Source organism: Streptomyces sp. Y309 (genome assembly GCF_056712025.1).
Genome location: NZ_CM160048.1, coordinates 9,111,002 through 9,135,632 on the forward strand (window position 1 = coordinate 9,111,002; position 24,631 = coordinate 9,135,632).

A 24,631-nucleotide genomic window follows, 5' to 3' on the forward strand; every position below is an offset into this window, starting at 1 on the left:
CGAATTCCTGCCGGAGCGGAGGGCTCCAGCGGGCGAATTCCTGGGCGACGACGGTGCTGGTCAGAGCGGTGTCCGAGGGGGACGCATTACCCACGAGCCGGTTCCTTTCGGTCGAGGCGGTGAGTTGCCTGCGTCAGGCTACAACTGGCCGAAATGCAGCGGCAAGGATTCGTGCCGGGTCGGGATTTGTCACGTGTGTGGCTAGACCCCGGACTTTCGTTGGTTCAGGGTGGTCCGCCCTACCCGCGCGGAAGGAGCCATCGATGAGACGCAGACAATTCGTGGCAGGAACGATCGGCGCGTTCTCGGGGATCACGCTCGGTGCGGGGCCCGTCCGGGCCACCGAGGCGACGTCCCGTACGAACGGATGGTCCCGTACGAACGGATCGTCCCGTACGAACGGCTCGGCACGCCGGGCGCAGGGCTGGCAGGCAGTGCCGGCGCCCGGCAGTATCCCCGTCGCGCAGTTGCGCCGGATCTCCGCCGCCGGACCCCAACTGGCCTGGGCCGTCGGCGAGGAGGACCTCGGCGGACCCACGGGAGGACATGCCCTGGCCATGCTCTGGAACGGCACGACCTGGTCGAAGACCGATTTGTCGCACCTGGGCCACACGCGGCTGAACGACGTCGCCGTCACCTGCGCCACCTCGGCGTGGAGCGTCGGCCTGGCCGCAGGGCAGGCGAGCCCGCTGCTCCGCTGGGACGGCACCACCTGGCGCGAGACCCCCTTCCCGGGGCAGGGTGAGCCGGACGTCCGGCTGAACTCGGTGGCCGTCGGCCCCGACCGGCGGGTGTGGATCTGCGGCAGCCGAGGCGGCGCCGCCCGCCTGCTGCTCGGGGACGGCAAGCGGTGGCGCTGGCTGGACCCCCTGCCCGTCGCGAGCGCCGACCTGTACCAGATCGTGCCGCGCCCATCCGGCGAGGTCTGGGTGAGCGGCGACCAGGCAAGTGGCGGCGGCTGGATGGGACTTGTAGCGCGCTGGAACGGATCGTGGACGGTCCTTCCGTCGATCTGGGGTGCCCGTCTGACCATCAGCGATGTGCACCCGGACGGCGCGGACGACGTCTGGGCGGTGGGCACCGAGGCGGGCGTCGGCGGACCGCCGGGACGCCCCGGCAACCCGGCCCTGGCCCACTGGGACGGCACGGCCTGGACGCGGCTGGAACCCGGCTTCAACGTCGGGTCGTTGAGCGGCATCGCCGCCGACGCGCAGGGCCGCGCCGCCTGGATATCGGGCTGGAACTACCAGGACCAGAGCCGCTCCACGTACCTGCGCAAGGACGGCGCCACCTGGACCGTCGTACGCGGCCCCGCCGGCACGGCAACGCCGTACCTCAACGACGTGACCCCCATACCCGGCACCGGCGGATTCTGGTCGGCGGGGATGACGAGCCGCACGCCGGCCCCGCCGACCGAGGCGTACACGGAACGCCTCGAAGCCTGACCGGGCGTACGGTCCGGGACGACCCGCGCGGGCCGGTCACGCTCGACGCGGGCCCTGCCCGTGCGGGTCAACCCGCAGGATCATCCGGCCAACCCGCAAGCCCGCCCAGCACCTTGTCCGGTGTCAGCGGCAGCGCACGGAAGCGCACGCCCGTGGCGTGGTGGACCGCGTTGCCGATGGCGGCGGCGGTGCCGACGATGCCGATCTCGCCGATTCCCTTGCTCCCCATCGGGTTGAGGTGGGGGTCGGTCTCGTCGAGCCAGTGCGCCTCGATGCTTGGTACGTCGGCGTGCGCGGGCACGTGGTACGACGCCAGGTCGCACTCCACGAAGTCGCCGAACGCCGCGTCCATCGTGGCGGCTTCGGTGAGCGCCATGCCCAGGCCCATGGTCATGCCGCCGACGAACTGGGAGCGCGCGGTACGGGCGTTGAGGATCCGCCCGGCCGCGTACACCCCCAGCAGACGGCGGACCCGGACCTCGCCCGTGACGGTGTCGACGCCGACCTCGGCGAAGTGCGCTCCGAAGGCGTGGCGCGCGTAGGGGCCCTCGGCGTCGGCCCGGCCCGAGGTGTCCGCGGTGGCGGTGAGCCCGTCCGCGGGCAGCGGTCCGGCATGCGCGGCGAGCCGTGCCGCCAACGCGTCGCACGCGTCGTGCACGGCCCAGCCCCAGGAAGCGGTCCCCGACGAGCCGCCCGCCAGCGGAGCCGACGGCAGATCGCTGCTGCCCACCTTGGTGCGCACCCGGTCCAGCGGCACACCCAGGGCGTCCGCCGCCACCTGGGCGAGCACCGTACGGGCGCCGGTGCCGATGTCGGTGGCGTTGAGCCGCACCACGAAGGTGCCGTCGGGCAGTGCCTGGGCCTCAGCGGTGGACGGCGACACCAGCACCGGGTAGGTGGCCGACGCCACGCCCGTACCGATGAGGAAGGGCCCCTCCGCGCGGGACCGGGGCCGCGGATCGCGCCGGGACCAGTCGAAGCGCCGGGCGCCCTCGCGCAGACAGTCCACGACATGCCTGCTGCTGAACGGCTTGCCGGTGTCCGGCTCCCGCTCCGGCTCGTTGACGATCCGCAACTCCACCGGGTCCATGCCGAGTTCGGTCGCGAGCTCGTCGAGGGCGGACTCCAGGGCGTACATGCCGGGGGCCTCGCCCGGAGCGCGCATCCACGACGGAGTGGGCACGTCGAGCCGTACCACGCGGTGGACCGTGAGGCTGTGCGACGCGGCGTACATGACGCGCGCGGGCACCGCCGCCTGCTCCACGAACTCCTTGATGCGCGAGGTGTGGGTGGTGACCTCGTGGGTCAGGGAGGTCAGCCGGCCGTCGGTGCCGGCGCCCAGGCGGATCCGGTGCAGGGTGGGCGCGCGGTGGCCGACGACGGCGGGCAGGAAGCGGCGGGGGAACGAGACAGTCACGGGGCGGCCCGTCTCGCGGGCGGCCATCGCGGCGAGTACGACATCGGGGCGCGGAGTGCCCTTGGAGCCGAAGCCGCCTCCGACGTGGTCGGCGACCACGGTGATTCGCTCCTCCGGAATCCCGAACAGCGCGGCGAGTGTCGCGCGCACCGTCGTGCCGCCCTGGCTGGAGGAGTACACGGTCAGGTGGCCCTGGTCCCAGTGGGCGGTGCTGGCGTGCGGCTCCATGGGGTGGTTGTGCAGCGGCGGCACGTCGTAGGCCGCGTCGACGCGGACGGCGGGGGAGACGCTCTCGCGCCGGCCGTGCTCGCGGCGGGTGGGGTGGTCGCCGTTGACGCTCTCGGGCTCGTATGCGTCGGGGTGATCCGTCGTCAGGGTGACGTCGTGGTCCTCCTCGGCGTACTCGATCCGTACGGCGGCCGCGGCGGCGCGGGCGGCCTCCAGCGACTCGGCCACGACCAGGGCGACGAACCAGCCGCGGTGCGGCACCGCCGGATTCTGCAGCACCCCGAGGATGGGGTCCTCGGGCTCCGCGATCCGGGGAGCGTTCTCGTGCGTGAGTACGGCCAGGACCCCGGGCAGGCGCAGGGCGGCCGTCGCGTCGACGGCCGTGACCCGGCCGCGGGCGACGGTGGCGGGCACCGGCCAGGCCTGGGCGCGGTCCGGCAGGGCGTGCTCGGCGGCATAGCGGGCACCGCCGGTGACCTTCAGGTGCCCTTCGCGGCGCTCGGCGGGAGCGCCGAGCGCGGTGCCGGTGCCTGCCATGGAGTCCTCCTGTGAGACGACGGTTCGGGCCCGTGGACAAGGCGGTTCGGCCCTCGCGGCCACGCTTCGGGGCCTCCCGGCTCAGGCCGCCGCGGCCGGGGCGAGCCGGGTCAGGACGTCGACGGCGATGCCGCGGGCGAGCGGCACCTTGTAGGCGTTGTCCCGCAGCGGCCGGGCCGAGCGGAGCTCCAGGTCGACGGCTTGCTCGAACGCGGCCGGGGTTGCGGGCCCGCCCAGGAGCGCCTCCTCGGCCCGCCGCGCCCGCCACGGCCGGTGGGCCAGCGCCCCGAAAGCGATCCCCGCGTGCGCGACCACGCCGTCCGACACCCGCAGCACCACCGCGACGGACGCGAGGGCGAACGCGTACGAGGCCCGGTCGCGGGCCTTGCGGTAGGCCGAGGGCAGCCCGGCCGTGGCCGGGGGCAACACCACCGACGTGATCAGCTCGCCGGGGCGGATCTCGGTGTCCCGCTCCGGGTGCTCCCCGGGCAGCCGGTGGAACGCCGTCGCCGGAACGGTCCGGGCGCCCCGGTCCCCGTACAGCTCCACCTGCGCGTCGAGCGCCGCCAGCGCGACGGCCAGGTCCGAGGGATGGGTGGCGACGCACTGCTCGGAGTGGCCGAGCACCGCGTGCTCCCGGTGCACACCGTCACGGGCGCCGCAGCCGCTGCCGGGCTCGCGCTTGTTGCACGGCTTGGACACGTCCTGGAAGTACGGGCAGCGGGTGCGCTGGAGCAGGTTTCCACCCGTGGTGGCGGCGTTGCGCAACTGGCCGGAGGCGCCCGCGAGCAGCGCCTGTGACAACGCGGGATAGCGGTCGCGGGCGAGGGGATGCGCCGCGAGGTCGCTGTTGCGCACCGCGGCGCCGACGCGCAGCGAGCCGTCGGGCAGTGGCTCCACCACGTTCAGGGGCAGTCGGCTGACGTCGACGAGGACGGCCGGGCGCTCCACGCCCAGCTTCATGAGGTCGACGAGGTTGGTGCCGCCGCCGAGGTAGCGGGCGCCGGGGTGCGCGGCGTACGCCTCGGTCGCCTCCTCGACGCTCGCGGCCCGTACGTATCGGAAGGGCTTCACCGGACCACGTCTTCCACGGCCTCGACGATGCGCGGGTAGGCGCCGCAGCGGCACAGATTGCCGCTCAGCCGCTCGCGGATCTCGTCCGGGTCCAGCGGGACGGGCCGGCCCGAGGGCACAGCGGGCGCGGTGACGTGCGAGGGATGGCCGGCCGCCGCCTCGTCGAGGGCGCCGAGCGCCGAGCAGATCTGGCCCGGCGTGCAGTACCCGCACTGGAAGGCGTCACGGTCGAGGAAGGCCCGCTGCAGCGGGTGCAGCTCCTCGCCGTCGCCCGCGAGCCCCTCGACCGTCGTCACCTCGCTGCCGTCCAGGGCGACCGCGAGCTGCAGACAGCTGTTCACGCGACGCCCGTCGAGCAGGACCGTGCAGGCCCCGCACTGGCCGTGGTCGCAGCCCTTCTTGGCGCCGGTGAGGCCGAGATCCTCGCGCAGCAGGTCGAGCAGGACGCGCCGGTGGTCGACGACGAGGGTGTGGGGCTTGCCGTTGACCCGGAGCGTGGTCTCGGAACGGTGCTCCGTGGTTTCGGACCGGTGCTTCGCCGTGTCGGACCGGTGCTCGGTAGCGGCGGAACCGTGCTCGGTGGCCGACGTCGTACGCTCGCCGCCCGCGCCGCCGTCGTGGATGTCGCTGCCCATGGCGTGAATGACCTTCCGGTACGGGCTGTGGTGCCGTGCAGACCGCGTGCCCAAGCTGCCACACCTGACACACCCCGGCACGCCGGGCGACGCCGGACGAGGGCCGCCCCCGGCGATCCTTCCAACGTGGCCGGTGAGCCCATCGTCTGTTCGCCGCGGGACGCGTTGGAGTGCTTCCTCGCCACCGAGATCGACTACCTGGTCATCGACCGGTTCGTGGTCACCAAGAAGGACCGCTGAGCCGTCGCCTCCGCGCCGTGTCAGGGGTTGGGGGCGCCCCTCTCAGCCCGGGGAGGCGGCGACCCGTACGCGCCGGCTCTCCTTGTCGGAGAGGAACGACGCCAACTCCCGCCCCTCCTCGGCGACTTCGGCACGGTCGGCGCGGGAGAGGCGGCGCAGCGGGGTGACGACCACGGTGTCGGCGTCGACGCCCCAGGTCGCGGCGACCCGGCCGTCGACCAGGACCACGCGCTCGCCCGCCACGGACAGACCGCGGTGGGCGTCGTCGATGATGCGGCCGCGGTGCTGATAGCCGAGGATCGCGTTGTCGAACGCCGGCAGGAACCGCACCGGGGCGGGGGTGTCGGGGTCGGGGCGAAGGGGGTGCCCCCTGTTCGAGCGAAGCCGAGAACTTGGGGGAGCGTCCGGCAGGTCGAGGAGTTCGCGGCCGTTCTCGTCGCGGAAGGCGACCAGCTCCTCGCGGAGAGCGGCCACCGCGGCCGGGAGCCCCGCGAGGCCGCACCAGGCACGCAGGTCGGCCGAGGTGGCGGGGCCGAACGCGGCCAGGTAGCGCCGTACCAGCGCCTGGCCGACCGGGTCGGAGCCGTCGGGGGAGAGCGGGGCGGCCTCCCGGCTCAGCCAGGAGGCGAACGGGGCATACCGCGCGCCCGCCTTGACGCGCCACAGCCCGCGAGGCGGCAACTGCGCCACCGGGATGAGCGCGGCGATCAGCATTTCGCCCAGCGCCCGCGGCCCCGGTGCCGGCCAGCGCTCGGCCAGCGCCCGCGCCAGCTCGGTCATCGAGCGAGGCTCGCCGTCGGCCAGCACCTCCCGGCCCGCCGCGGCGAGTTCGTCGAGATCGACGCCGGCGAGCTCGCCGCGGTACACCCCGAGGACCCGCTGGCGCAGCATGGCGTCGTGGCGGGCCCGCCAGGCCAGCGCGTCGTCGGCGGTGACGAGGTGGACGGTGCGGCGCATGAGGTGGGTGCGCACCACGCGCCGCCCGGTCAGCAGGTCCGAGAGCACCGACGCGTCGAACCCGCGCAGCCGCGACCAGAGCCCCACGAACGGCTCCTGCGGCTCCTGCGCCTGCAGCCCGCAGAGGTGCGCCACGGCATCGAGGACAGGCACGTCGGCGCGGTCGAGCAGCAACTGCCGGGCGAGCGTCGCGCGGTTGAGTGCCCGGTTGTCGAGAACGGTCACGGTCATGGGGTCAGACGCTCGCAATCCGTTCAGGAACCGTCGTATTCCACGACGACGTCCACGACCCAGGTGACACCGAACCGGTCCTTCAACATTCCGTACAGAGGAGCCCACCGCGAGGGCCTCAGCGGCTGCAGGACGGTCGCGCCCTCGGAGAGCCCCTCCCAGTACGCGGTGATCTCCTCGGGCGTCTCGCCGCGCAGCGAGACGAAAAACGCGTTCTCGCCCTGGTTCCACGGCAGGCGCGAGGGCACGTCGTACGCCATCACGCGAAAGCCGTTGTCGGCGGTCACCTGGCCCCACATCACCTGGTCCGCCTCGGACGGTTCCTGGACGTTCCCGGCGTCCTTGTACGTCACCATGACGGCCTCGCCGCCGAACACGGACTGGTAGAAGGTGAGCGCCGCGCGGGCGTCACCGCGGAAGTTCAGGTGAGTCACGACGTCGACGGACATGAGGGGCTCCTCGCCTCTGGATCATCCGGCCCGATGCGGCCGGCCCGGTCTTGGTCCGATCACAGTGGCAGGAGAAGCGGACAGGTTGTGACCGCTACTCGGGGCAGCATGAGGATCACGCCCCGCCAGGTGTCCGCCCTCGTGAGTCACGCGTCCGCCACCCAGCTCCCGTGGAAGCCCAGCGGCACCCGCCCCGGCAGCTGGACGCGCGCCAGCGGGTGACCGGTGAAGTCCTGCGCCGAGAGGATCACCAGGTCGGTCGCGCCCCGGTCGGGGTCGTTCACGTAGGACAGGATGTAACCGTCGTCCTCGTCCCGCGCGCCGCGCCGCGGCACGAACACCGGCTCGCTGGCCGCCGCCCCCTTCGGGAACCGGTGCACCTGCCGGCTGCCGCGCAACATGTCGTGCTTCACCAGGCAGTTGGTGAACTTGTCGTCCGGCGGCACTCCGTCGACGGTCTCGTACGCACGCCACATCTCCGCGGCACTGGCCGTGTATCCGAAGCGGTGCCGGCGGGACACCCGTGCTTCGTTGACGCGGGGGAACTCCTGCGGGCGGTCGTCGATGCGGGTGTGGCCGACCCGGCCCGCGCGCAGGTCGATCGTCCACCGGTCGAGGGCCGGCGCGCCGGTCGCGGTCGGCCCGCCGCTGCCCCGGCCGGCGGCGTAGAAGGGGGCGGGCATGGAGGAGAAGTCCACCACCAGCGTGTCACCCTGGTCGTAGGCATTGAGGGTGTGCGAGTAGTACACCGGGTCGACCTCGAACCAGCGCGCGGTGCCACCGGTCCGCGGCAGCACGCCCACCCGCATCGGGTGCTCGTCGTTCCAGATGTACGGAACCACCGCGCCCGCCTCGGCGGCCTCCGCGTCGAACGTGATCGGCACGTCCACGATCACCACGTATTTCTGGGTGAGCGCGAAGTCGTGCATCATCGGCGCGTCCGCCACGGGGACCCTGGTGGTCCGCGCCACCCGGCCGGTCCGGTCGACCACGAGGTGCCGGACGTGGTCCCAGGTCGGGTAGTACGTCACGGCGTGCAGCTCGTCCGCCACCGGGTCGTACTTGGTGTGCGCGGTGAACGCGCCCCGCAACGTCGAGCGGAAGTCGTAGGGACGCACGGTGTTGAGCTCGCCGTCCAGCTCGTAGGGCAGCGGCCCGCCCTCCTGGAGCGCAAGGACGCGTCCCTTGTACGGGATCACGTGCGTGTTGCACGCGAAGTCGTCCGGCGGCACCTCGCCCGGATACGGCTCGCCCAGCTTCTTCGCCACCTGCGACGAGCGCACCCACCGGTTGCGGTACCACTCGGCGCGCCCGCCGCGCAGCCGCACGCCGTGCACCATGCCGTCGCCCAGCATCCAGTGGTGCGCCCGCACGTCCTCCAGGCCCAGCGCGTTCGGGCCGGTCCGCAGATAGCGGCCGTCGAGGTCACGCGGCAGGCGCCCGGTCACCTTCAGATCGAAGGCGGTCAGCTCCTCGGTGGCCGGGGCGAAGGCGCCCTCCAGGAACGGCAACGCCCCTTTTCCGGTGCCCGCGCCCCTGCCCGCCGCCGTGCTCGCCGTGTCCGCCGTCGCGGCCTGCGCCGCGGGGGCGGACCGGTCGAGCCCGTAGCCTCCGACCACACCGGTCGCCGCGGCGAGCGTCGCACCCTGCAGAATCCTCCGGCGCGTATGACTGGTCATCAGGTCTCCCCGTCCGTCGTCGATCGCCCGGCGGTGGTCCGGGCTCTTCGCTGCTGACAGGAAGAATCCTGCGCCGACAGAGGCCACGGGTCAGGAGGCCTGGGACCCCGGACCGGGGTGGCATCAGCACCACCCCAAGCCTTCAATCTCTGGGCGAGCGGCGCCTCTTCACAGCTCCGGGAGCTGATCGAGGGTGGGCCGGATCGCGCGCTCGGCCTTGTCCGGATACGAGAAGCCGTGGGCGTCCGCCACTTCCCGGGCGAGGCGGGCGAAGAGGTCGGCGGTCGCCCGGGCCGCGCGCAGGCTGCCGTCGGCGGTGAAGTCGCCGAAGGTCTCCGGCAGGCTCTCCCACACTCCGGGGGCGGCCCAGCGCCGCATCCGTGTCCCGCCGTACCAGACGTCGTGCTCGGCGCCCCGCCGCGTCAGGGCGTGCCACTCGATCATGCACTCGAGCAGCTCTTTCGTGGTCCAGTCCCGGGACTTGGCCACCCACAGCTCGCCGCGCGCCAGATAGCGAGGCAGGTGCGCGACCTCGAACCAGAACTCGGCGCACAGCTCCTGGAACTCCTCGGCGTCCGGCAGTTCGGCGGGAACGGTGCCGGTCGCCCGGGGCAGCGCGGCGGCCGCGCCCTCGCGGTCCCAGAGAACCTCGTAACCGCGCTCGTGCAGGTCGTCGAGCCCCTCGGCGGCCATCTTCTCCAGGCGGCTCACCGGAACCACCTGGAAGTCGACCTTCACACCCCCTTCGAAGAACACCAGCCGTGCCGGGTTCTCCCACGGGCCTTCAAGCCCCACCTGAACCACCACCGGAGCCAGCCGCTCGACCCAGGCTCCGTCCTCATAACGGTCGGTGTCGGTGGTGTAGAGCTCGATGTCGTGGTCGGAGAAGGCGTCCACGGTGCCGTCGTGCCGAGCCCGTGAACCCGTGCGTAGAACGGCCTGGATGTCCTGCTGCTGCCGGGCCCACGCCAGCACCAGGCCGACGATGCCGCCCTCGGTTTCCTTGATCATGACGATTACGCTACTGCAGCGTCGGAGGGTGGCAGGCTCGGCCTTGGGACGGCTTTCCGGAACCCTCGCGAGCGGGGCGGTTGTGCATCTGATGGCCACCGCCATCGAGGCAGGCCGGGCCTGTCCTCGATGGCGGCGGTGGCCTGGCCGAGGCCGCTTATCGTCTGCTGCCGCCCCGCTGGCCCGGCCTTACCTCAGGTGCCGGTCGTAGAACCGGCCGCTGTCCTCCAGCTCGAACCACGGGGTGCCGAGGTGCCCGCCCAGATTGGCGTGCAGCGTCTTCTCCTTGCTGCCGAAGGCGTCGAACAGGTCCAGGGCCCGTTGCCGGGGGTTCCCTTCGTCGTCCCACTGCAGCAGGAGCAGCAGCGGAACGGTGACCTGCCGGGCCTCCTCGCGCTGGGCGCGGGGCACGAACCCCCCGGCGAAGAATCCGGCGGCCGCGATGCGCGGCTCGACCACCGCAAGGCGGATGCCTAGGGCGGTCCACCCCGAGTACCCGACCGGGCCGCCGATCTCGGGTAGGGAAAGGAGGGCGTCCAGGGTGGTCCGCCAGTCGGGGGCCGCCTTCTCGACCAGCGGGCCGACGAGAGACTCGAAGATCTCATCGATCTCTTCGACCGGCTCGCCGGCCTGCATCGCCCGGCGGAGGTCGGCGCGAGCCTGCTCGTCGGCGGCGGAACGGGGCCGGTCACCGCACCCGGCGGCGTCGATGGAGGCCACCGCGTAGCCGTACGCCGCGGTCTGCCGGCCCCGGGCCACCAGCCGGGCCGCCCCCTTGGGCAGGCCGTTGTTGTGGGCCATCAGGATCAGCGGGGCCGGTGCGGCCAGTGCGGCCGGTGCCGCACCGGCCGATCCAGCAGAGCCAGGCGTCCACAGGGTGCCGGGGATCTCGCCGAGGGTGAATTCGCGCTCGAGGACGCCGTCGTCGAGGCGTTGCTCGGAAGTGAAGTGCATGGTCGTGCCTTTCGGGAGTGCGCGTCAGCGGCGCTCCCGGACGACCTATCGCCCGACCGTGACCCCGGAGGGGAGCACCCATGTCGATACTGCGTTCACGGGTACCACCTCCTCATTTCCTCGCACGGCCTCCGGAAGGTTAGCAGTGGGGGCCGTGCACTCGCCCCACAACCGGGTAGCCGCGCGCTATCCGCCCACTACCGGGTAGTGATCCGACAGGTTGGTGTACGTGTACTCCTTGCCCCAACTCGTCACCGTCCAGGGAGCGCTGGTCTCCTTGACCACGTCATTGCGCCAGTCGGAGGGGCGGGCGTGGCCCTCGCGGTGCAGCACGTAGTCGAGGTCCTCGCGGGGGTCGTCCGGGTAGCGCTCGGAGGCGATGGAGTTCTCCTTCGTGTCGAAGGAGTACGGGTGTCCGGTGCGCGCGTCGGCGGTCGCGAGGCCGGCGTCGGCGAGCATCGACGCGTACTCGTCGCTGTGCCGGTCGACGTTGAAGTCGCCCGCCACCAGGACCTGTTCGTCCGCCGGGATCTTCTTGGCGTCCAGGAAGGCGTCGAGCTCCTTGAACTGCTCGGCGCGGGTGGCGGCCGCCTCGCCCGCGGCGCAGCCGGGGTCGGTGGACTGGGCGTGGGTGCCGACGACGTGCACCTTGGTGCCGTTCACGTCGAGGACCGCGTAGGCGAAGCCCTTGTTGGAGTGGGAGTCCGATCCGCAGGCGTCCTTGTAGACGTACTGCTCCTTGCGCACGATCGGCCACTTGCTGAGCACCGTCACACCGCCGTCCTCCGGCGTGAGGGAGGAGTAGGCCCCGCCGGTGGCGTCCCAGCCGCTCTTCGACCGGCCCACGACGGGTGTCTGGTGCGGGTAGGCGGCCCTGGCGTGCTGCTGCAGGGCATCGGAGGAGGAGTTGTCGAAGGCCTCCTGGAGGACGACGACATCGTTGCCCCGGAAGAACCCGGCGGCGGGTATCGCCGCGGCACGGTGGTCCTGGCCCCAGTTCGGGTACAGCGTCTTGCTGAACAGGAACGCGTTGTACGTGAGCACCTTCAGGCGCGGGGTGGCCTCCGCGGCCGACGCGGTGGGGGCCGTCGCGGCCAGTGTCGCCGTCGCGGCCAGCGCGACAGTGACGGCGCCGACTGCGTACGTACGCGGCGTGGGGTGGGGCATGGGGGATCTCCCTGTGGGGGTGGGACGGGGCCGGTGGAAGGCACCGGCGCCGTCATCCAAGGCACCGCTGGTTACGGCAAGGTGGCGTGCACGTGATGATCACTCGATGCATCATCACACTTCGGGCGCAACCTGGGGCCGGGAACGCGGGATCCGGCTTGATCGTTGAAGTTGTCGAGCAAGACACCGAGCAAGACACGTCGTCAGTCAATACACGTCGTCAGTTCAAGGCACTCGTCAGTCGTGCACGGCTTCAGTCGTGCAAGGAGAGGATCGGAGAGGATTCATGTCGTCGGCGCCCCTCGTGCGTCCTGCCACCGCGGAGGACTCTCCCGTCGCCGTCCGGACCCTCGCCGGGGCGTTCGCCGACTACGCGTTCACCCGGCATGTGGTCGCGGCCGACGGACACGCCGAGCGTGTGCGGCGGTTCCAGGAGTTGTTCCTGACCCGGGTCGGCCTTCCGTACGGGCGGGTCTGGGTGGCCGATGACGCGCGGGCCGTCGCCGTGTGGACCACACCGGAGCGGGACCCGGCCCCCGGATTCGCCGAAGTGGGTCCACTGATCCAGGATTTGGCGGGGGAGCGGGCAGCGGCTTTCGCCTCCGCCGAGCGTGCCCTCGAACCCCACCGGCCGCGCGAGCCGGTGTGGTTCCTCGCGACCGTGGGCGTGGCCCCGGACGCACAGGGCCAGGGGCTCGGCCGTGCGGTGCTCGGGGCCGGCCTCGACGCGGCGGACCGCGCCGGTCATCCGGCGTTCCTGGAGACGTCGAGCGAGCGGAACGTGAGGTTCTACGAGCGCCTCGGCTTCGTCGTGACCGCCGAGGTCGAACTGCCCGACGGTGGCCCCCGGACCTGGTGCATGCGCCGCGAGCCGCAAGGCCTGCCGGAAGGCCGGCCGACGTGAGGCCGGGCGGGGCGGGAAGCTCTGGAGCGGGCGGCACTGGGCGACGATCAGTCAGCGGAGGTCAAGTCGCATCAGGACCCGGGGATGACCGGCAAGCACTGAGGTGGTGTCGGCGGCGTGGGTGAACCCGGCGCGTTCGAAGTTCTTGCGGAGACCGGCGTACGCCATCGTCAGGTCGACCCGGGCGTCACCGTTGTCGAGGGGGTACGCCTCGATCGCCGGTGCGCCCTGAGCGCGGGCGAACGCGACCGCGCCGGCGATGAGGGCGTGCGAGATCCCCTCCTTCCGGTGGCCGGGGCGCACGCGGATGCACCACAGCGACCACACCGGCAGGTCGTCGACGTGCGGAATCTTGCGGTTGCGTGCGAAGGACGTGGCGGAGCGCGGTGCCACTGCGGCCCAGCCGACCGGCTCGTCGCCGTCGTAGGCGAGCACCCCCGGAGGGGGTTGCGTACGGCACAGCTCGGCGACGTACTCCCCTCGGGCGGGCCCGCGAAGCTCGTTGTTGAGCTTGGACGGGATCCGGTAGCTCAAGCACCAGCAGACGTTGGCTCCGGGCGACTTCGGGCCGAGCACGGCACGGACGTCCTCGAACACCGAGGCCGGACGGACTTCAATGACCATGACGTCACATTCCCATGGCGTACGGGGCGGCGCTGCCTGTCGTCCCCCGTGGACGGACGACGACGTCGGTCGCGGTGGCGGAAATTGCCTACCGTGATCGCCGGAGAAGGCGGAGACTCCTCTCATGGCTGACATGGGATCGTTCCGGGACGCGGTCGCCGCGTGGGCGGCCGGTGGCTCCGGCGACCTCGCGCGCGAGCTGGCCGCGCGGCTGCCCGTCCGGGCAGTCGTCCTGCTCGAAGGGCCGAGCGACGCCGCGGCGGTCACCGCGCTGGCCGAGAGCCGCGGCCGGGACCTGGAGGCCGAAGGGATCTGCGTGCTGCCGATGGGCGGCGCGATGAGCGTCGGCCGCTTCGCCGGCCTCCTCGGGCCGACCGGCCTGGGCCTGCGACTCACGGGCCTGTGCGACGAGGCGGAGCGGCGCTACTACGCCCGCGGCTGGGAGCGGGCCAGCGCGGCGGAGCAAGAGTTCTTCGTCTGCGCGGCGGACCTGGAGGACGAGCTCATCCGCGCGCTGGGCGTCGCACGGGTGGAGGAGCTCGTCCGCGCGGAGGGAGACCTGCGCGCCCTGCAGACCTTCCAGCGCCAGCCCGCACAACAGGGCCGCACCGCACAGCAGCAGCTGCGACGCTTCCTCGGCACGAAGAAGGGGCGCAAGATCCACTACGGCCGCGTCCTCGTCGAGGCCCTCGACCCGGCCCGCACACCCGCCCCACTCGAAGGGCTGCTCGCCGGCCTCTGACCGCAGGGCGAGCGGCAGACTGGTCCCATGAATCCATCCGATCCCAAGGCGGACCTCCACTTCTATCTGCAGTCCGCCCGCGACGCCCTGCTGTGGAAGCTCGAAGGCCTCGCGGAGTACGACGTCCGCCGCCCCCTGACGCCCACCGGCACCAACCTCCTGGGCCTCGTGAAACACGCGGCAAGCGTCGAGCTGGGCTACCTGGGCGACACCTTCGGACGGCCGTCCGGCGAGCCGCTGCCCTGGCTCGAAGACGGCGCTGAAGCCAACGCCGACATGTGGGTCACCGCCGACGAGTCGCGCGAGTACATCGTGGAGCTCTACCGTCGGGCGTGGGCGCACGCGGACGCGACCATCGACGCGCTGCCGCTGGACACGATCGGCACGGTGCCGTGGTGGCCCAGTGACCGGGACAAGGTGACGTTGAACCATGCCGTCGTGCGCGTGATCGCCGATACACACCGGCACGCCGGGCACGCCGACATCGTCCGGGAACTCCTGGACGGCGCCGTGGGGATGAACAAGGCCAACGACAACATGCCGCCGGGCGACGCGGCGTGGTGGGAGGACTACCGGGGCCGACTGGAGCGGGCGGCTCGCGCAGCGGACCGTGGGGCGTAACGCGACGTTCACGGCCGAGTGGTGACCGCGGTGATCAGGCAGTCGACGACATCCTCGAGGCGGGCCCTGCGGCCGTGCGCGTGCCGCTGCCGGTGCGCGCCTGTCCCGTTGTCCCGCAGCCACGCCCACCCGGCTCGTACGTCCGCCAGGTCCCCGCTCCGTTCCAGTGCCGGGCAGACGTGGGCGTACAGCAGGTCGGCCAAGGTCCCGGCCGGTACCACGCGGGCGGAGCGCACGTCGAAACCCCGGCCGCTCAGCCCGTCGCGAGCGGCCCGCCAGTACGCGGCGCGCAGCACCTCCGGTGCGGGATCCGGTGCTCGCTCGCCGGCCCGCACGCTGCGCAGCGCGGTGTCCACCAAGGCTCGCACCAGCGCCGCGTACACCACCGTCTCGTCGGCCGTCATCAGCGCGTCGGCCACCCGCACCTCCAGGGTCGGGACATGCGCCGAAGGCCGTACGTCCCAGTAGAGGCCGCCCGGGTCCATCACCGCCCCGGAGGCGTGCAACTGGCCGACCAACTCCTCGAAGTGCGCGACGGATTCGAAGTAGGGCGGCGGCCCGGCCACTGGCCAGCGCGCCCAGGACAGGGTGCGCCAGCTCGCGTAGCCGGTGTCACGCCCCGCCCAGTAAGGGGAGTTCGCCGTGAGCGAGACCAGCACCGGAAGCCACGGCCGCAGGTGGTTGCTCACCTTCAGGGCGAGGGCCCGGTCCGCGAGGCCGATGTGGACGTGGCAGGCGCCCGCGCACTGCTCGTCGTCGAGGGCCCGGAAGACCTCCAGGCTGCGGGCGTACCGCGGCCCGGGAGTGACCGGCAGCGGCAGTACGTCCCCGAGCACCGGCGAACCGGACGAGACCACCGCCAGCCCCTGCTGCGCGGCCGCGCCCGCCACAGCCTGGCGCATCTCCCGTATGTCGTCGGCGAGTTGACCGAGGGCGGTGTGCGGCCGGGTTCTCGCCTCGACCTGGAAGCGGGTGATCTCGTCCCCGACCCGTTCCTCACCCAGCCGCTTCGCGGCGGCCGAGGCGACGGTGTCGGCACACGAACGCACGGCGCGCGACGCCGGGTCGACGACGAGATACTCCTCCTCCACCCCGATCGTCAGATGTCCGTCGCTTCGCATGAGCGCGAGGGTCTCACGAGGGGACGCGGCAGTTCGGCCGGTACGAGCCAGCCGCGCGGCTAATGGCCCAAAAGCCGTGGGTCCACGCCGCCTTGGCGGATGTTGATCTCCGCCACGCCGCGGTCCGCGCGTCCGCCGGCGGCCCGCAGGGCGCGGCGTGTCACGGCGACGGCGGTGTCCGCTGCCGCGCCGGGTGTCTCGGCGGAGACCTGCACGGTGGCACCGACGGAGAAGTACGCGCCGGTCGGGCTGTTGGATGTGGCGGTCGGCGCGATTTCGTACTGCGGTTCATCCGCCAGCGCGTCGACCATGCCCGCCGTGAGCCGAGCCCACTCCTCGTCCGTGACGTCCAGCAGCAGCTGTACGTCGATTTCCCAGTCACTGGCCATCGCAGGTCATCCTCGTCCGAATCCGTCCACTTGGTCGCGGCCCCGGGGGTTTGTCGAGGCCCTGGAGCCTGGTCGCGGCCGCGGAGCCGAAACCCCGATCATCCCGTGTCGGGTGAATGCGCGACAGGCCGGGGCGGTCGTGGACGGGCGGCATGCGGCGGCGGATGCTCTCGCCCATGCCCTCGCACAAGATCTGGCCCGCCGGTGTGCGGCCCCGCATCGCCCCCGCCCCGACCAGCACCGGACCGGGCCCGCGCCGCCGCCCCGCCATCCGACTGTCCGTCACCGTCGTCGTCGTCGCCATCGCGTGCGTGATGGCGCTCGGCGGGACCACACCCGGCACGTTCGCCGCGGAGCGCGAAGCCCCCACGGACACCGCCGCCGACCGCGCGTACCGCGACTTCCTCGACCACGGGCCCGACATCGGCGTCATGACCGCCGCCCACCGGGGCCAGTGGCGCGAGGCGCCCGAGAACAGCCTCCCCGCGCTCCGGGAGGCCTTCGCGGACGGCGCCGAGATCGTCGAGGCCGACGTCCGGCTGACCAAGGACGGCGTCCCTGTCCTGATGCACGACACGACCGTGGACCGCACCACCGACGGCACCGGCCGCGTCGCCGACCTCACCTACGCCCGACTGCGCGCCCTGCGCCTCCGCGAAGGCCTCGGCGGCCGTCAGGCGGCACTCACCGGCCACCGCGTGCCCACGCTCGCCGAGGCCATGGAGGCCGCCCGGACACGCGGGCTCGTCAACCTCGACCAGGCCTGGCAGCACCGCGAGGCCGTCTGGCGGGTGCTGGAGGAGACCGGCACCGTGCGCAACGGCCTGTTCAAGTCCCGCGCGCCGGTGACCGAGGTGCGGGCGTTCCGCACGCGCCACCCTCGCGCGCTCTACATGCACCTCGTCGACGACGCCAACGCCGCCTCCGTGACGGAGTTCGGGGACGACCGGCCACCCGCCTTCGAGGTCGTCTTCGACGACGTCGACGACACCGTGGCCGACGCCGCGTTCGTGCGGCGGCTGCGGTCGACGGGCCGCGTGTGGATCAACAGCATGCGGAACGGCCTGGCCGCCCGGTACACGGACGAGGCCTCGCTCATCGCCCCGGCACGCGGCTGGGCCACGCTCATCGGCGTCCACGGGGCGTCGATCATCCAGACCGACAACGTCGAGGAGTTGGAGAGCTACCTCGCCACGGGCGTGGCGGGCGCGGTTCCGCCCGGCGCGGTACGCGTGCAGGGAGAGGAGTACGCCCCGGGCGGCGAGGGAGCGGCGTACCACGACACGGACGCCGGGAACCGGGGCGACGGGCCCGGGCGCCCCGGTGCGGACGTCGACGTGTGCGACCACGACGGCGCGGTGGCGGTGTGCTGGATGCGCGGCTCGGAGTGGCTCACGTACGCGGTGGACGTGCCGCGGTCCGGCCGCTACGCCGTGCAGGCCCGGGTGTCGTCGCCGTACGCGCCCGCCGGGACCTACCGGCTCGCCTTCGACGGTGGCACGCCCAGCACGGCCGTGCCCGTCGCCAACACGACCGGGCACCACGCCTTCGCCCTCCAGGACAGCGGAGTGACGCGGTCGCTGGAGCGCGGCCGGCACACCCTGCGGCTGTCCCTCGACGCCGACGCCTACCAGAACTGGAACCTGGACTATGTCCAGCTGCAGCCGGTCCCCGGCCGCTGACGCGCGCGGGGCTACTCGAAGCGCGTGGTGTCGCCCGCCCCGCGGCGTACGACCTCGACGTCGCCGCCGGAGAAGTCGATGACCGTGGTCGGCTCCGTGCCGCAGTCGCCGGAGTCGAGCACGGCGTCCACCGAGTGGTCGAGGCGTTCCTTGATCTCCCAGCCCTGTGTCATCGGCGTGTCCTCGCCGGGCAGCAGCAGGGTGCTGGAGAGCAGCGGCTCGCCCAGCTCCGCGAGGAGGGACTGGGCGACGACGTGGTCGGGAATCCGGACTCCGACGGTCTTCTTCTTCGGGTGCAGCAATTGGCGTGGCACCTCCTTCGTTGCGGGGAGGATGAAGGTGTAACTGCCCGGCGTCGCCGCCTTGATCGCGCGGAACACGTCGTTGTCGATGTGTACGAACTGACCCAGTTGCGCGAAGGTCTCGCACACGAGGGTGAAGTGGTGACGGTCGTCCAGGTTCCGGATGGTGCGGATCCGCGCGATGCCGTCCCGGTTGCCCAACTGGCATCCCAGCGCGTAACAGGAGTCGGTCGGATACGCGATGAGCGCGCCGGAACGGATGCTGTCCGCCACACTGCCGATGGTGCGCCGCTGCGGATTCTCGGGGTGCACGTCGAAGTACTTCGCCATTCGCCGAGTGTAGGCGCGGGCACGCGTGGCGGTGGGGGTGGACAGGGCCGAGTCGGTGCCGTGAAGCGGCTGGTCACGTCGTGGGGCGGCAGGTGACGTCGTGGGTCGGCTGGACACGTCGTGGGTCGGCTGGTCACAGGGAGCGGTTGAACTCCCGCCTGTCGGCGAAGTTCTCGTACCCGGCCCGGGTGAACGCCTTCGCCATGGCCGTATTCGCCGCGTCGCAGTCCCCGCGGATCTCCTCGGCGCCGTGCGCGGCGAGGATCCGGGTGCCGCGGACCACGGCCGAGGCCGCGTATCCCTTGCTGCGGTGGGCGGGTGCGACACCGATGAAGCCGATCACCGCCGTGCTGGGGTTCTCCGCGGGCAGACTGATCACCGCGGGGGTGCCGTCCGCGTCGTGGCCGAGCTCCCACCACTGCGGTTCGTGCCGCAGCGAGGCCATCTCCTCGAAGACCTTCTCGGCCGCACGCCGCGCCCCGTACCGCTCGACGTCGGCGGCCAGCCGGGCGTCCGCCGTCTCGGCGAGCAGCTCCTCCAGAAGGTCGATGAACGGGCCGGGGCCGAGATCGGCGAGGGAGCGGAAGGTCAGCCGGGGGTCGTCGGACGGCAGTTCATCCGGCACCCGCAGTTCGAATCTCCGCCCGTCGCGCACGACTCGGAAGCCGGAGTTCCGCAGCAGTTCGCTCCGGCGTTCCGGGTCCCGCTGGAACTGCGGGGCCTGCGCGGGCGAGTCGACGACGTGCTCGAGCTCGTCCGCACCGAGCGCCCGCGCCTTGGCGACCGCTGCCTCCAGCAGCGCGGCCCCGATGTCGTCCTGGCCGGCCGGTGCCTCGAACAGGACGAAGGCGTACGGGACGTCCTGACCCGGCAGGGTCCACAGCACCACGCTGCCCACCAGCCGCCCGGCGCCGTCCTCGGCGACCAGACACCACTCGGGCCGGGTGCACTTCGTGTCGAGCAACTGGGCGAGATACGCGCGGGTCGCCGCGTTGCGCTCGGCGTCCTCCGGATATTCGACCAGCGCGGGGAGTTCGTGCGGACGGGCGGAACGGATCAGCGTCACAAGCAAAGCCTTCGCGGAGAGGGGAGGGACAGGGGTGGTTCGCATGTGCCCTGAGAACGTAGCTTCCTGCTCGCCGCGGGACGAGTGCTTTATTTTCCGGTGCTTGGGGGCCCATGTCCCGTCGCGTCCGCGTGATCGAACGCGACCGTGATGTCGAGGCCGCCCTCGGGGCCGGGCCGGGCGGTCACCGGGGCACCGTGGGCGTCGGCGACGGCGGCGACGATGGACATGCCGAGGCCGTGGCCGTCCGGGGTTCCGGTGCGTGTCTCGAAGCGCTGGAAGGGCTGGAAGAGCGCTTCGACGCGCTCGTGCGGGATCTCCGGTCCGCTGTTCGTCACCCGCAGCACCGGCCGCCCGTCGTCCACCCCCGTGTGGACGCGGATCCAGCCGCCGCGCACGTTGTGGCGTACCGCGTTGCTGACGAGGTTCGTCACCAGGCTCTCCAGCAGGCGCGGGTCGCCTGCCGTGCGGGCCGGGCCCGGCGACCGCCGGACGCGCAGGCCGGTGGGCGCCTGCTCGCGCAGGACGGCCTCCACGATCGCCGCCAGGTCGACGCTCTCGCGGCGCTGGAGACCGAGCTGGCCGCGGGCGAGGGTGAGGAGCGCCTCGATGAGGTGCTCCTGGCGCTCGCCCGCGGCCAGCAGGCGCTCGCACACGGCGCGCAGGGACCGCGCGTTCGCCGCCGGTCCTGCGAGCGCGACCTCGATCATGGCCCGCTGAAGGGTGAGCGGGGTGCGCAGTTCGTGCGACGCGTTGGCGACGAAGCGCTTCTGCGCGGTGAAGGCGGTGTCGAGGCGGGTGAGCAGGCCGTCGAAGGTGTCACCGAGGTCTTTGAGTTCGTCGTCCGGCCCTTCGACCGCCAGGCGCTCGTGGAGGTTGCGTTCGGAGATCCGGCGGGCCTTGTCGGCCATCGTACGGACCGGCCGCAGGGCACGGCCCGCCATCAGCCATCCCAGTACGACGGAGACGGCCGACATCAGCGCGAGCGCGATCCCGGACTGGGTGAGCAACTGCTCCAGCATCGCCGCGCGCTGTTCGCCGCCCGGGTCCGGATGCCGTCCGACGCCGATGTCGTCGGGCAGCCAGGGGGCCTGGCCCTTCGTGGTCGTCTTGCGGACGAGCTGCGGTTTGCGGGTGGCCACGAGGACGTACGTCACGATGAGCAGCGCCGCCCCGGACACCAGGAACAGCGCGCCGTAGAGCAGCGTCAGGCGCAGCCGCACGGTCCAGCGGAAGCGGCGCCGGGCGGAAGACGGGCCTGTCGGGCCTGACGAGCCCGACGAGCCCGATAGGCCCGACAAGCCCGCGCGGTCAGATGCGGTAGCCGGCATGCGGCACCGTCTCGATCACCGGCGGTTCGCCCAGCTTGCGCCGGAGCCGGCTGACCGTGACCTTCACGGTGTTGGTGAAGGGGTCGGCGGCCTGGTCCCAGGCGCGCTCCAGGAGCTGCTCCGCGGAGACGACGCCGCCCCGCGCGCCGAGCAGCAGCTCCAGGACGGCGAGTTCCTTGGGGGAGAGGTCGAGGCGGCGCCCGCCACGACGGGCGATGCGCTGGGCGGAGTCCAAGGTGAGGTCGCCGCGGCTGAGCACCGGGGGCACGGCCGGTTGGGCGCGCCGGGCCAGGGCCCGGACCCGGGCGATCAGTTCGGCGAAGGCGAACGGCTTGGGGAGGTAGTCGTCGGCGCCCAGGGAGAGACCGCCGACCCGGTCCTCGATCGTCGTGGCGGCGGTGAGCATCAGCACCCGGCAGCGGCCGCCGCGCGCGACCAGCACCCGGCACACCTCGTCGCCGTGCACGCGCGGCAGGTCGCGGTCCAGGACGACGACGTCGTAGTCGTGCACGAGGGCGAGGTCCAGGGCCTCCCCGCCGTCGTACGCGAGGTCGACGGCCATGCCGTCCTGGCGCAGGCCCGTGGCCACGGTGTCGGCCAGCTCCCGGTGGTCCTCGACAATCAGCACACGCATGGCCGACAGGATGCCGGAGGCGGCGTTACACCGGCATAACAGCCCGCGTTCCCGCCGTGTAACCGCCGCCTCCGTAGACCTTGACCGCATGAAACCGACGTACAGGCGCAAGAACGCACGGACATGGACCGTCGCCCCGCTGCTCGCCTCGCTGGCCCTGACCGGAGCGGCCCTGACGGCCTGCTCGGACGGCTCGCCGCAGGCGGCGGAAGCGGACGGGAAGGCGGCGGGGGAGAAGCCGTCGCCGACGAGCCCGGCGGAACGCGGCCTCGCGTACGCGAAGTGCATGCGCGAGAACGGGGTGTCGGAGTTCCCCGACCCGGAGCAGGGCGGTGGCGGCATCAGGATCGGCCCCGGTTCGGGCGTCGACCCGCAGTCGCCGGAGTTCAAGGAGGCCCAGGAGGCCTGCAAGGACCTGTCTCCGCAGGGCGAGGGCGGCCCGAACGGGGGCAAGCCGCTCGACTCCGCGAAGGTCGCCGAGTGGGCGCGGTGCATGCGTGAGAACGGGGTGCCCAAGTTCCCCGACCCGGAGATCGACGGCGGCTCGATGCTGATCGACATGTCCGCTGTCGGGATGAAGGGCGACGACCCCAAGTTCCGGCAGGCCATGGAGGCCTGCCGGGACAAGCGCCCTGCCGGTGGCGTCATGATGAAGGGAGGCGGGGGCCGGTGAGCGGGGCGGACGCCGACGTGAGCGGGGCCGCCGCCGAGGTGAGTGGGCCGGACGCCGATGTGAGCGGGCCCGTTGCCGAGGTGAGCGGGCCGGACACCGATGTGAGCGGGCCCGTCGTCGATGTGGCCGGGCCGGACAGCGACGACAAGCCGCGTGTCGCGGCCGGGGGCGGCGGTGCCGTGCGTCGACGGCGGCCCCTGCGTACGTCGCTGATCGTCCTGGCCGCGACCGCGGTCGCCGGCGCGGGCGGCATCGCGGCGACCGGTGCGCTGGGCGGTGACGGCGCGGGCCCCGCCGCGGCCGACCCGTCGGGACCGGCGCGGACGGCCACCGTCGAGGAGCGGACACTGACCCGGGGCGAGACGGTCGACGGCACGCTCGGCTACGGCGAGGCGAGCCCGGTGCGGGCCGGGGCGGGCGGCGCCGGTGAGCCGACGGGGACGGACGGCGCGAGCGACCCGGCGGGGGAGAGCGACGCGAACGGAGGGAACGCCACCGCTCCTCCCGGGGGCGGGAGTTCTACTGGCTCCGGGAGCGGGAGTTCCACCGGCTCCGAGGCCGGGAACCCCACCGCCCCGGAGGGCACTCTCACCTGGCTGCCCGCCGAGGGCGCAGAGATCGAACGCGGTGAGGCGGCGTACAGCGTGGACGAGAAGAAGGTGCCGCTGCTGTACGGCTCCACCCCGCTCTACCGCACGCTCGACGTGGGCGCCGAAGGCGCCGACGTGGAAATGCTCGAGAAGAACCTGGCCGCGCTCGGCCACACCGGCTTCACCACGGACGAGGAGTACACCTCGGGCACCGAGGAGGCCGTCAAGGACTGGCAGGAGGACCTGGGCCGGGAAGAGACCGGCAACGTCACGCCGGGGGACGCCGTCGTGGCCTCCGGAGCCAGGCGCGTGGCCGAGGTCGAGGCGTCCCGCGGCGACGTGGCCTCGGGCGAGGTACTCACCTGGACCGGCACCGCACGGAAGGTCACCGTCGATTTGGAGGCGCAGTACGAGGACCTGGTCGAGGAAGGCACCAGGGCCACCGTCGCACTGCCCGACGGCACCGAGGCCGAAGCCCGCGTGACGGACGTCGGCAACGCCGCCACCGCCAGGCCCTCCGAGGACGGCGGCGACTCCCAGGGCGGCGCCGACGGCGCCACCCTGCCGGTCGAGCTCACCGTCAAGGACCAGAAGAAGCTCGGCCGTTACCAGGCGGCGCCGGTCGACGTGACGCTGGCGGCGGAAAGCCGCAAGGACGTCCTCGCTGTTCCCGTCAACGCGCTCGTCGCACGCAAGGGCGGCGGGTACGCGGTCCAGGCCGTCACCGGCTCCGGCGTCGAGCACCGGCCGGTGGAGCTCGGCATGTTCGCGAACGGCATGGTCGAGGTGTCCGGCGACGGCATCACCGAGGGCCTGAAGGTGGGGGTCCCGAAGTGAAGCCGTTCGTAGCTGAACGTGAGGACTACGAAGCGAAGCCGTTCGTACACGGCCGCGGAACACCTGAAGTGCCGCCGCCCGTAGTCGAGTTGGAGCAGGTGTCGAAGACGTACGGGGACGTGGCGGCGCTGGCCGGAGCCGGGATCGTCGTCCGGCGCGGGGAAATGCTGGCGATCGTCGGCCCGTCCGGCTCCGGCAAGTCGACGATGCTCAACATCATGGGGACACTGGACCGCCCCTCCGCGGGCACGGTCCGCGTCGACGGTCACGCGATCGACGCCCTGTCCGACCGTCAGCTCTCCGCGCTGCGCGCCCGCACCATCGGCTTCGTCTTCCAGGCCTTCCACCTGGCGACCGGCGTACCGGCCCTCGACGCGGTCGCCGACGGCCTGCTCTACAGCGGCCTGCCGCGCGGCGAGCGGCGCCGGCTCGCCGAGCGCGCACTGCGCCGGGTGGGCCTCGGCGGACGCCTGTACAACGAGCCGCACCAGCTCTCCGGCGGGGAGAAGCAGCGCGTGGCGATAGCGCGGGCCGTGGTCGGCGACCCCTCGCTGCTGCTCGCGGACGAGCCGACGGGCGCGCTCGACTCGCGGTCGGGTCAGGTGGTCATGGACCTCCTGCACGAACTGCACCGGGCGGGCACGACGGTCGTGGTCATCACCCACGACCGGGACATCGCGGCGGCGCTGCCGCGAGAGGTACGTATCAGGGACGGCCGGATCGAACACGACTCCCACGTGGTGGAACGGGTGGGCTCATGA

The 24,631-nt window shown here is 72.6% G+C and carries 24 protein-coding genes and 1 pseudogene; 9 read left to right on the plus strand and 16 right to left on the minus strand.

What is annotated here, in order from left to right:
* The first annotated feature begins 263 nt into the window (after positions 1–263).
* On the plus strand, positions 264–1,445 hold the full coding sequence (locus AC0KTA_RS38350) for a hypothetical protein (RefSeq protein ID WP_481052811.1): 1,182 nt from the start codon (positions 264–266) through the stop codon (positions 1,443–1,445).
* Positions 1,446–1,512: 67 nt separating this feature from the next.
* Here AC0KTA_RS38350 and AC0KTA_RS38355 read toward each other — a convergent pair whose 3' ends face one another.
* From AC0KTA_RS38355 to AC0KTA_RS38365, 3 genes are all read right to left on the minus strand, one after another.
* Entirely contained in the window at positions 1,513–3,627 is a 2,115-nt protein-coding gene (locus AC0KTA_RS38355) for a xanthine dehydrogenase family protein molybdopterin-binding subunit (RefSeq protein ID WP_481052812.1), read from the minus strand.
* A gap of 81 nt (positions 3,628–3,708) precedes the next feature.
* Complete coding sequence (locus AC0KTA_RS38360; RefSeq protein ID WP_481052813.1) at positions 3,709–4,701, minus strand: FAD binding domain-containing protein; 993 nt, start codon at positions 4,699–4,701, stop codon at positions 3,709–3,711.
* Positions 4,698–5,336 (minus strand): (2Fe-2S)-binding protein, encoded by a 639-nt coding sequence (locus AC0KTA_RS38365; protein WP_481052814.1) that lies wholly within the window; start codon positions 5,334–5,336, stop codon positions 4,698–4,700. The genes AC0KTA_RS38360 and AC0KTA_RS38365 overlap by 4 nt, the downstream gene beginning before the upstream one ends.
* 123 nt (positions 5,337–5,459) lie before the next feature.
* On the opposite strand from AC0KTA_RS38365, the pseudogene AC0KTA_RS38370 reads away from it, so the two are divergent.
* A pseudogene (locus tag AC0KTA_RS38370) lies at positions 5,460–5,576 on the plus strand (carbamoyltransferase C-terminal domain-containing protein); the annotation flags it as partial.
* Positions 5,577–5,618: 42 nt separating this feature from the next.
* On the opposite strand, the gene AC0KTA_RS38375 reads toward AC0KTA_RS38370, so the two are convergent.
* The 6 genes from AC0KTA_RS38375 to sph all read right to left on the minus strand — a co-directional run bounded on the left by AC0KTA_RS38375 (position 5,619) and on the right by sph (position 12,024).
* Complete coding sequence (locus tag AC0KTA_RS38375) at positions 5,619–6,758, minus strand: winged helix DNA-binding domain-containing protein (RefSeq protein ID WP_481056704.1); 1,140 nt, start codon at positions 6,756–6,758, stop codon at positions 5,619–5,621.
* A 29-nt stretch (positions 6,759–6,787) separates the two neighbouring features.
* A complete protein-coding gene (locus AC0KTA_RS38380) occupies positions 6,788–7,213 on the minus strand; it encodes a VOC family protein (RefSeq protein ID WP_481052815.1) in 426 nt (141 codons plus the stop codon).
* A 146-nt stretch (positions 7,214–7,359) separates the two neighbouring features.
* On the minus strand, positions 7,360–8,892 hold the full coding sequence (locus AC0KTA_RS38385) for a carotenoid oxygenase family protein (protein WP_481052816.1): 1,533 nt from the start codon (positions 8,890–8,892) through the stop codon (positions 7,360–7,362).
* Between the two features lie 168 nt (positions 8,893–9,060).
* Positions 9,061–9,903 (minus strand): aminoglycoside 6-adenylyltransferase, encoded by an 843-nt coding sequence (locus AC0KTA_RS38390; protein ID WP_481052817.1) that lies wholly within the window; start codon positions 9,901–9,903, stop codon positions 9,061–9,063.
* Positions 9,904–10,092: 189 nt separating this feature from the next.
* Entirely contained in the window at positions 10,093–10,857 is a 765-nt protein-coding gene (locus tag AC0KTA_RS38395) for an alpha/beta hydrolase (protein ID WP_481052818.1), read from the minus strand.
* A 186-nt stretch (positions 10,858–11,043) separates the two neighbouring features.
* Positions 11,044–12,024 carry a sphingomyelin phosphodiesterase gene (gene sph / locus AC0KTA_RS38400; protein ID WP_481052819.1) on the minus strand — a complete coding sequence of 327 codons (981 nt, stop codon included), beginning with the start codon at positions 12,022–12,024 and terminating at the stop codon, positions 11,044–11,046.
* A gap of 286 nt (positions 12,025–12,310) precedes the next feature.
* Between sph and AC0KTA_RS38405 the strand changes: the two genes are divergently transcribed.
* Entirely contained in the window at positions 12,311–12,928 is a 618-nt protein-coding gene (locus AC0KTA_RS38405) for a GNAT family N-acetyltransferase (protein WP_481052820.1), read from the plus strand.
* A gap of 51 nt (positions 12,929–12,979) precedes the next feature.
* On the opposite strand, the gene AC0KTA_RS38410 is transcribed toward AC0KTA_RS38405, so the two are convergent.
* A complete protein-coding gene (locus AC0KTA_RS38410) occupies positions 12,980–13,552 on the minus strand; it encodes a GNAT family N-acetyltransferase (RefSeq protein WP_481052821.1) in 573 nt (190 codons plus the stop codon).
* A gap of 124 nt (positions 13,553–13,676) precedes the next feature.
* Here AC0KTA_RS38410 and AC0KTA_RS38415 point away from each other — a divergent pair, with 124 nt between their 5' ends.
* Both AC0KTA_RS38415 and AC0KTA_RS38420 read left to right on the plus strand, forming a co-directional pair.
* Complete coding sequence (locus AC0KTA_RS38415) at positions 13,677–14,294, plus strand: TOPRIM nucleotidyl transferase/hydrolase domain-containing protein (RefSeq protein ID WP_481052822.1); 618 nt, start codon at positions 13,677–13,679, stop codon at positions 14,292–14,294.
* Positions 14,295–14,321: 27 nt separating this feature from the next.
* The gene (locus AC0KTA_RS38420) at positions 14,322–14,915 is read left to right on the plus strand and encodes a DinB family protein (protein WP_481052823.1); all 594 of its coding nucleotides are present in this window, start codon (positions 14,322–14,324) and stop codon (positions 14,913–14,915) included.
* A gap of 8 nt (positions 14,916–14,923) precedes the next feature.
* Here AC0KTA_RS38420 and AC0KTA_RS38425 read toward each other — a convergent pair whose 3' ends face one another.
* The gene (locus AC0KTA_RS38425; RefSeq protein WP_481052824.1) at positions 14,924–16,036 is read right to left on the minus strand and encodes a carboxylate-amine ligase; all 1,113 of its coding nucleotides are present in this window, start codon (positions 16,034–16,036) and stop codon (positions 14,924–14,926) included.
* Positions 16,037–16,095: 59 nt separating this feature from the next.
* Complete coding sequence (locus AC0KTA_RS38430) at positions 16,096–16,425, minus strand: hypothetical protein (RefSeq protein WP_481052825.1); 330 nt, start codon at positions 16,423–16,425, stop codon at positions 16,096–16,098.
* Positions 16,426–16,601: 176 nt separating this feature from the next.
* Between AC0KTA_RS38430 and AC0KTA_RS38435 the strand changes: the two genes are divergently transcribed.
* Complete coding sequence (locus AC0KTA_RS38435; RefSeq protein ID WP_481052826.1) at positions 16,602–18,107, plus strand: glycerophosphodiester phosphodiesterase family protein; 1,506 nt, start codon at positions 16,602–16,604, stop codon at positions 18,105–18,107.
* An 11-nt stretch (positions 18,108–18,118) separates the two neighbouring features.
* On the opposite strand, the gene AC0KTA_RS38440 is transcribed toward AC0KTA_RS38435, so the two are convergent.
* The 4 genes from AC0KTA_RS38440 to AC0KTA_RS38455 form a co-directional block, all read right to left on the minus strand.
* Positions 18,119–18,739, minus strand: a complete 621-nt coding sequence (locus tag AC0KTA_RS38440) for an L-threonylcarbamoyladenylate synthase (protein ID WP_481052827.1) — start codon at positions 18,737–18,739, stop codon at positions 18,119–18,121.
* Positions 18,740–18,872: 133 nt separating this feature from the next.
* Positions 18,873–19,805, minus strand: a complete 933-nt coding sequence (locus tag AC0KTA_RS38445) for a GNAT family N-acetyltransferase (protein ID WP_481052828.1) — start codon at positions 19,803–19,805, stop codon at positions 18,873–18,875.
* Between the two features lie 89 nt (positions 19,806–19,894).
* The gene (locus AC0KTA_RS38450; RefSeq protein ID WP_481052829.1) at positions 19,895–21,028 is read right to left on the minus strand and encodes a sensor histidine kinase; all 1,134 of its coding nucleotides are present in this window, start codon (positions 21,026–21,028) and stop codon (positions 19,895–19,897) included.
* 88 nt (positions 21,029–21,116) lie between these two features.
* Positions 21,117–21,770: a response regulator transcription factor gene (locus AC0KTA_RS38455; RefSeq protein ID WP_481052830.1), complete on the minus strand. Its 654-nt coding sequence runs from the start codon at positions 21,768–21,770 to the stop codon at positions 21,117–21,119.
* A gap of 88 nt (positions 21,771–21,858) precedes the next feature.
* Between AC0KTA_RS38455 and AC0KTA_RS38460 the strand changes: the two genes are divergently transcribed.
* The 3 genes from AC0KTA_RS38460 (at position 21,859) to AC0KTA_RS38470 (ending at position 24,631) form a co-directional block, all read left to right on the plus strand.
* A complete protein-coding gene (locus tag AC0KTA_RS38460) occupies positions 21,859–22,443 on the plus strand; it encodes a hypothetical protein (RefSeq protein ID WP_481052831.1) in 585 nt (194 codons plus the stop codon).
* Positions 22,440–23,870: a peptidoglycan-binding protein gene (locus AC0KTA_RS38465; protein WP_481052832.1), complete on the plus strand. Its 1,431-nt coding sequence runs from the start codon at positions 22,440–22,442 to the stop codon at positions 23,868–23,870. Before AC0KTA_RS38460 ends, AC0KTA_RS38465 begins: the two co-directional genes overlap by 4 nt.
* Before the next feature lie 68 nt (positions 23,871–23,938).
* Positions 23,939–24,631: an ABC transporter ATP-binding protein gene (locus AC0KTA_RS38470; protein WP_481056705.1), complete on the plus strand. Its 693-nt coding sequence runs from the start codon at positions 23,939–23,941 to the stop codon at positions 24,629–24,631.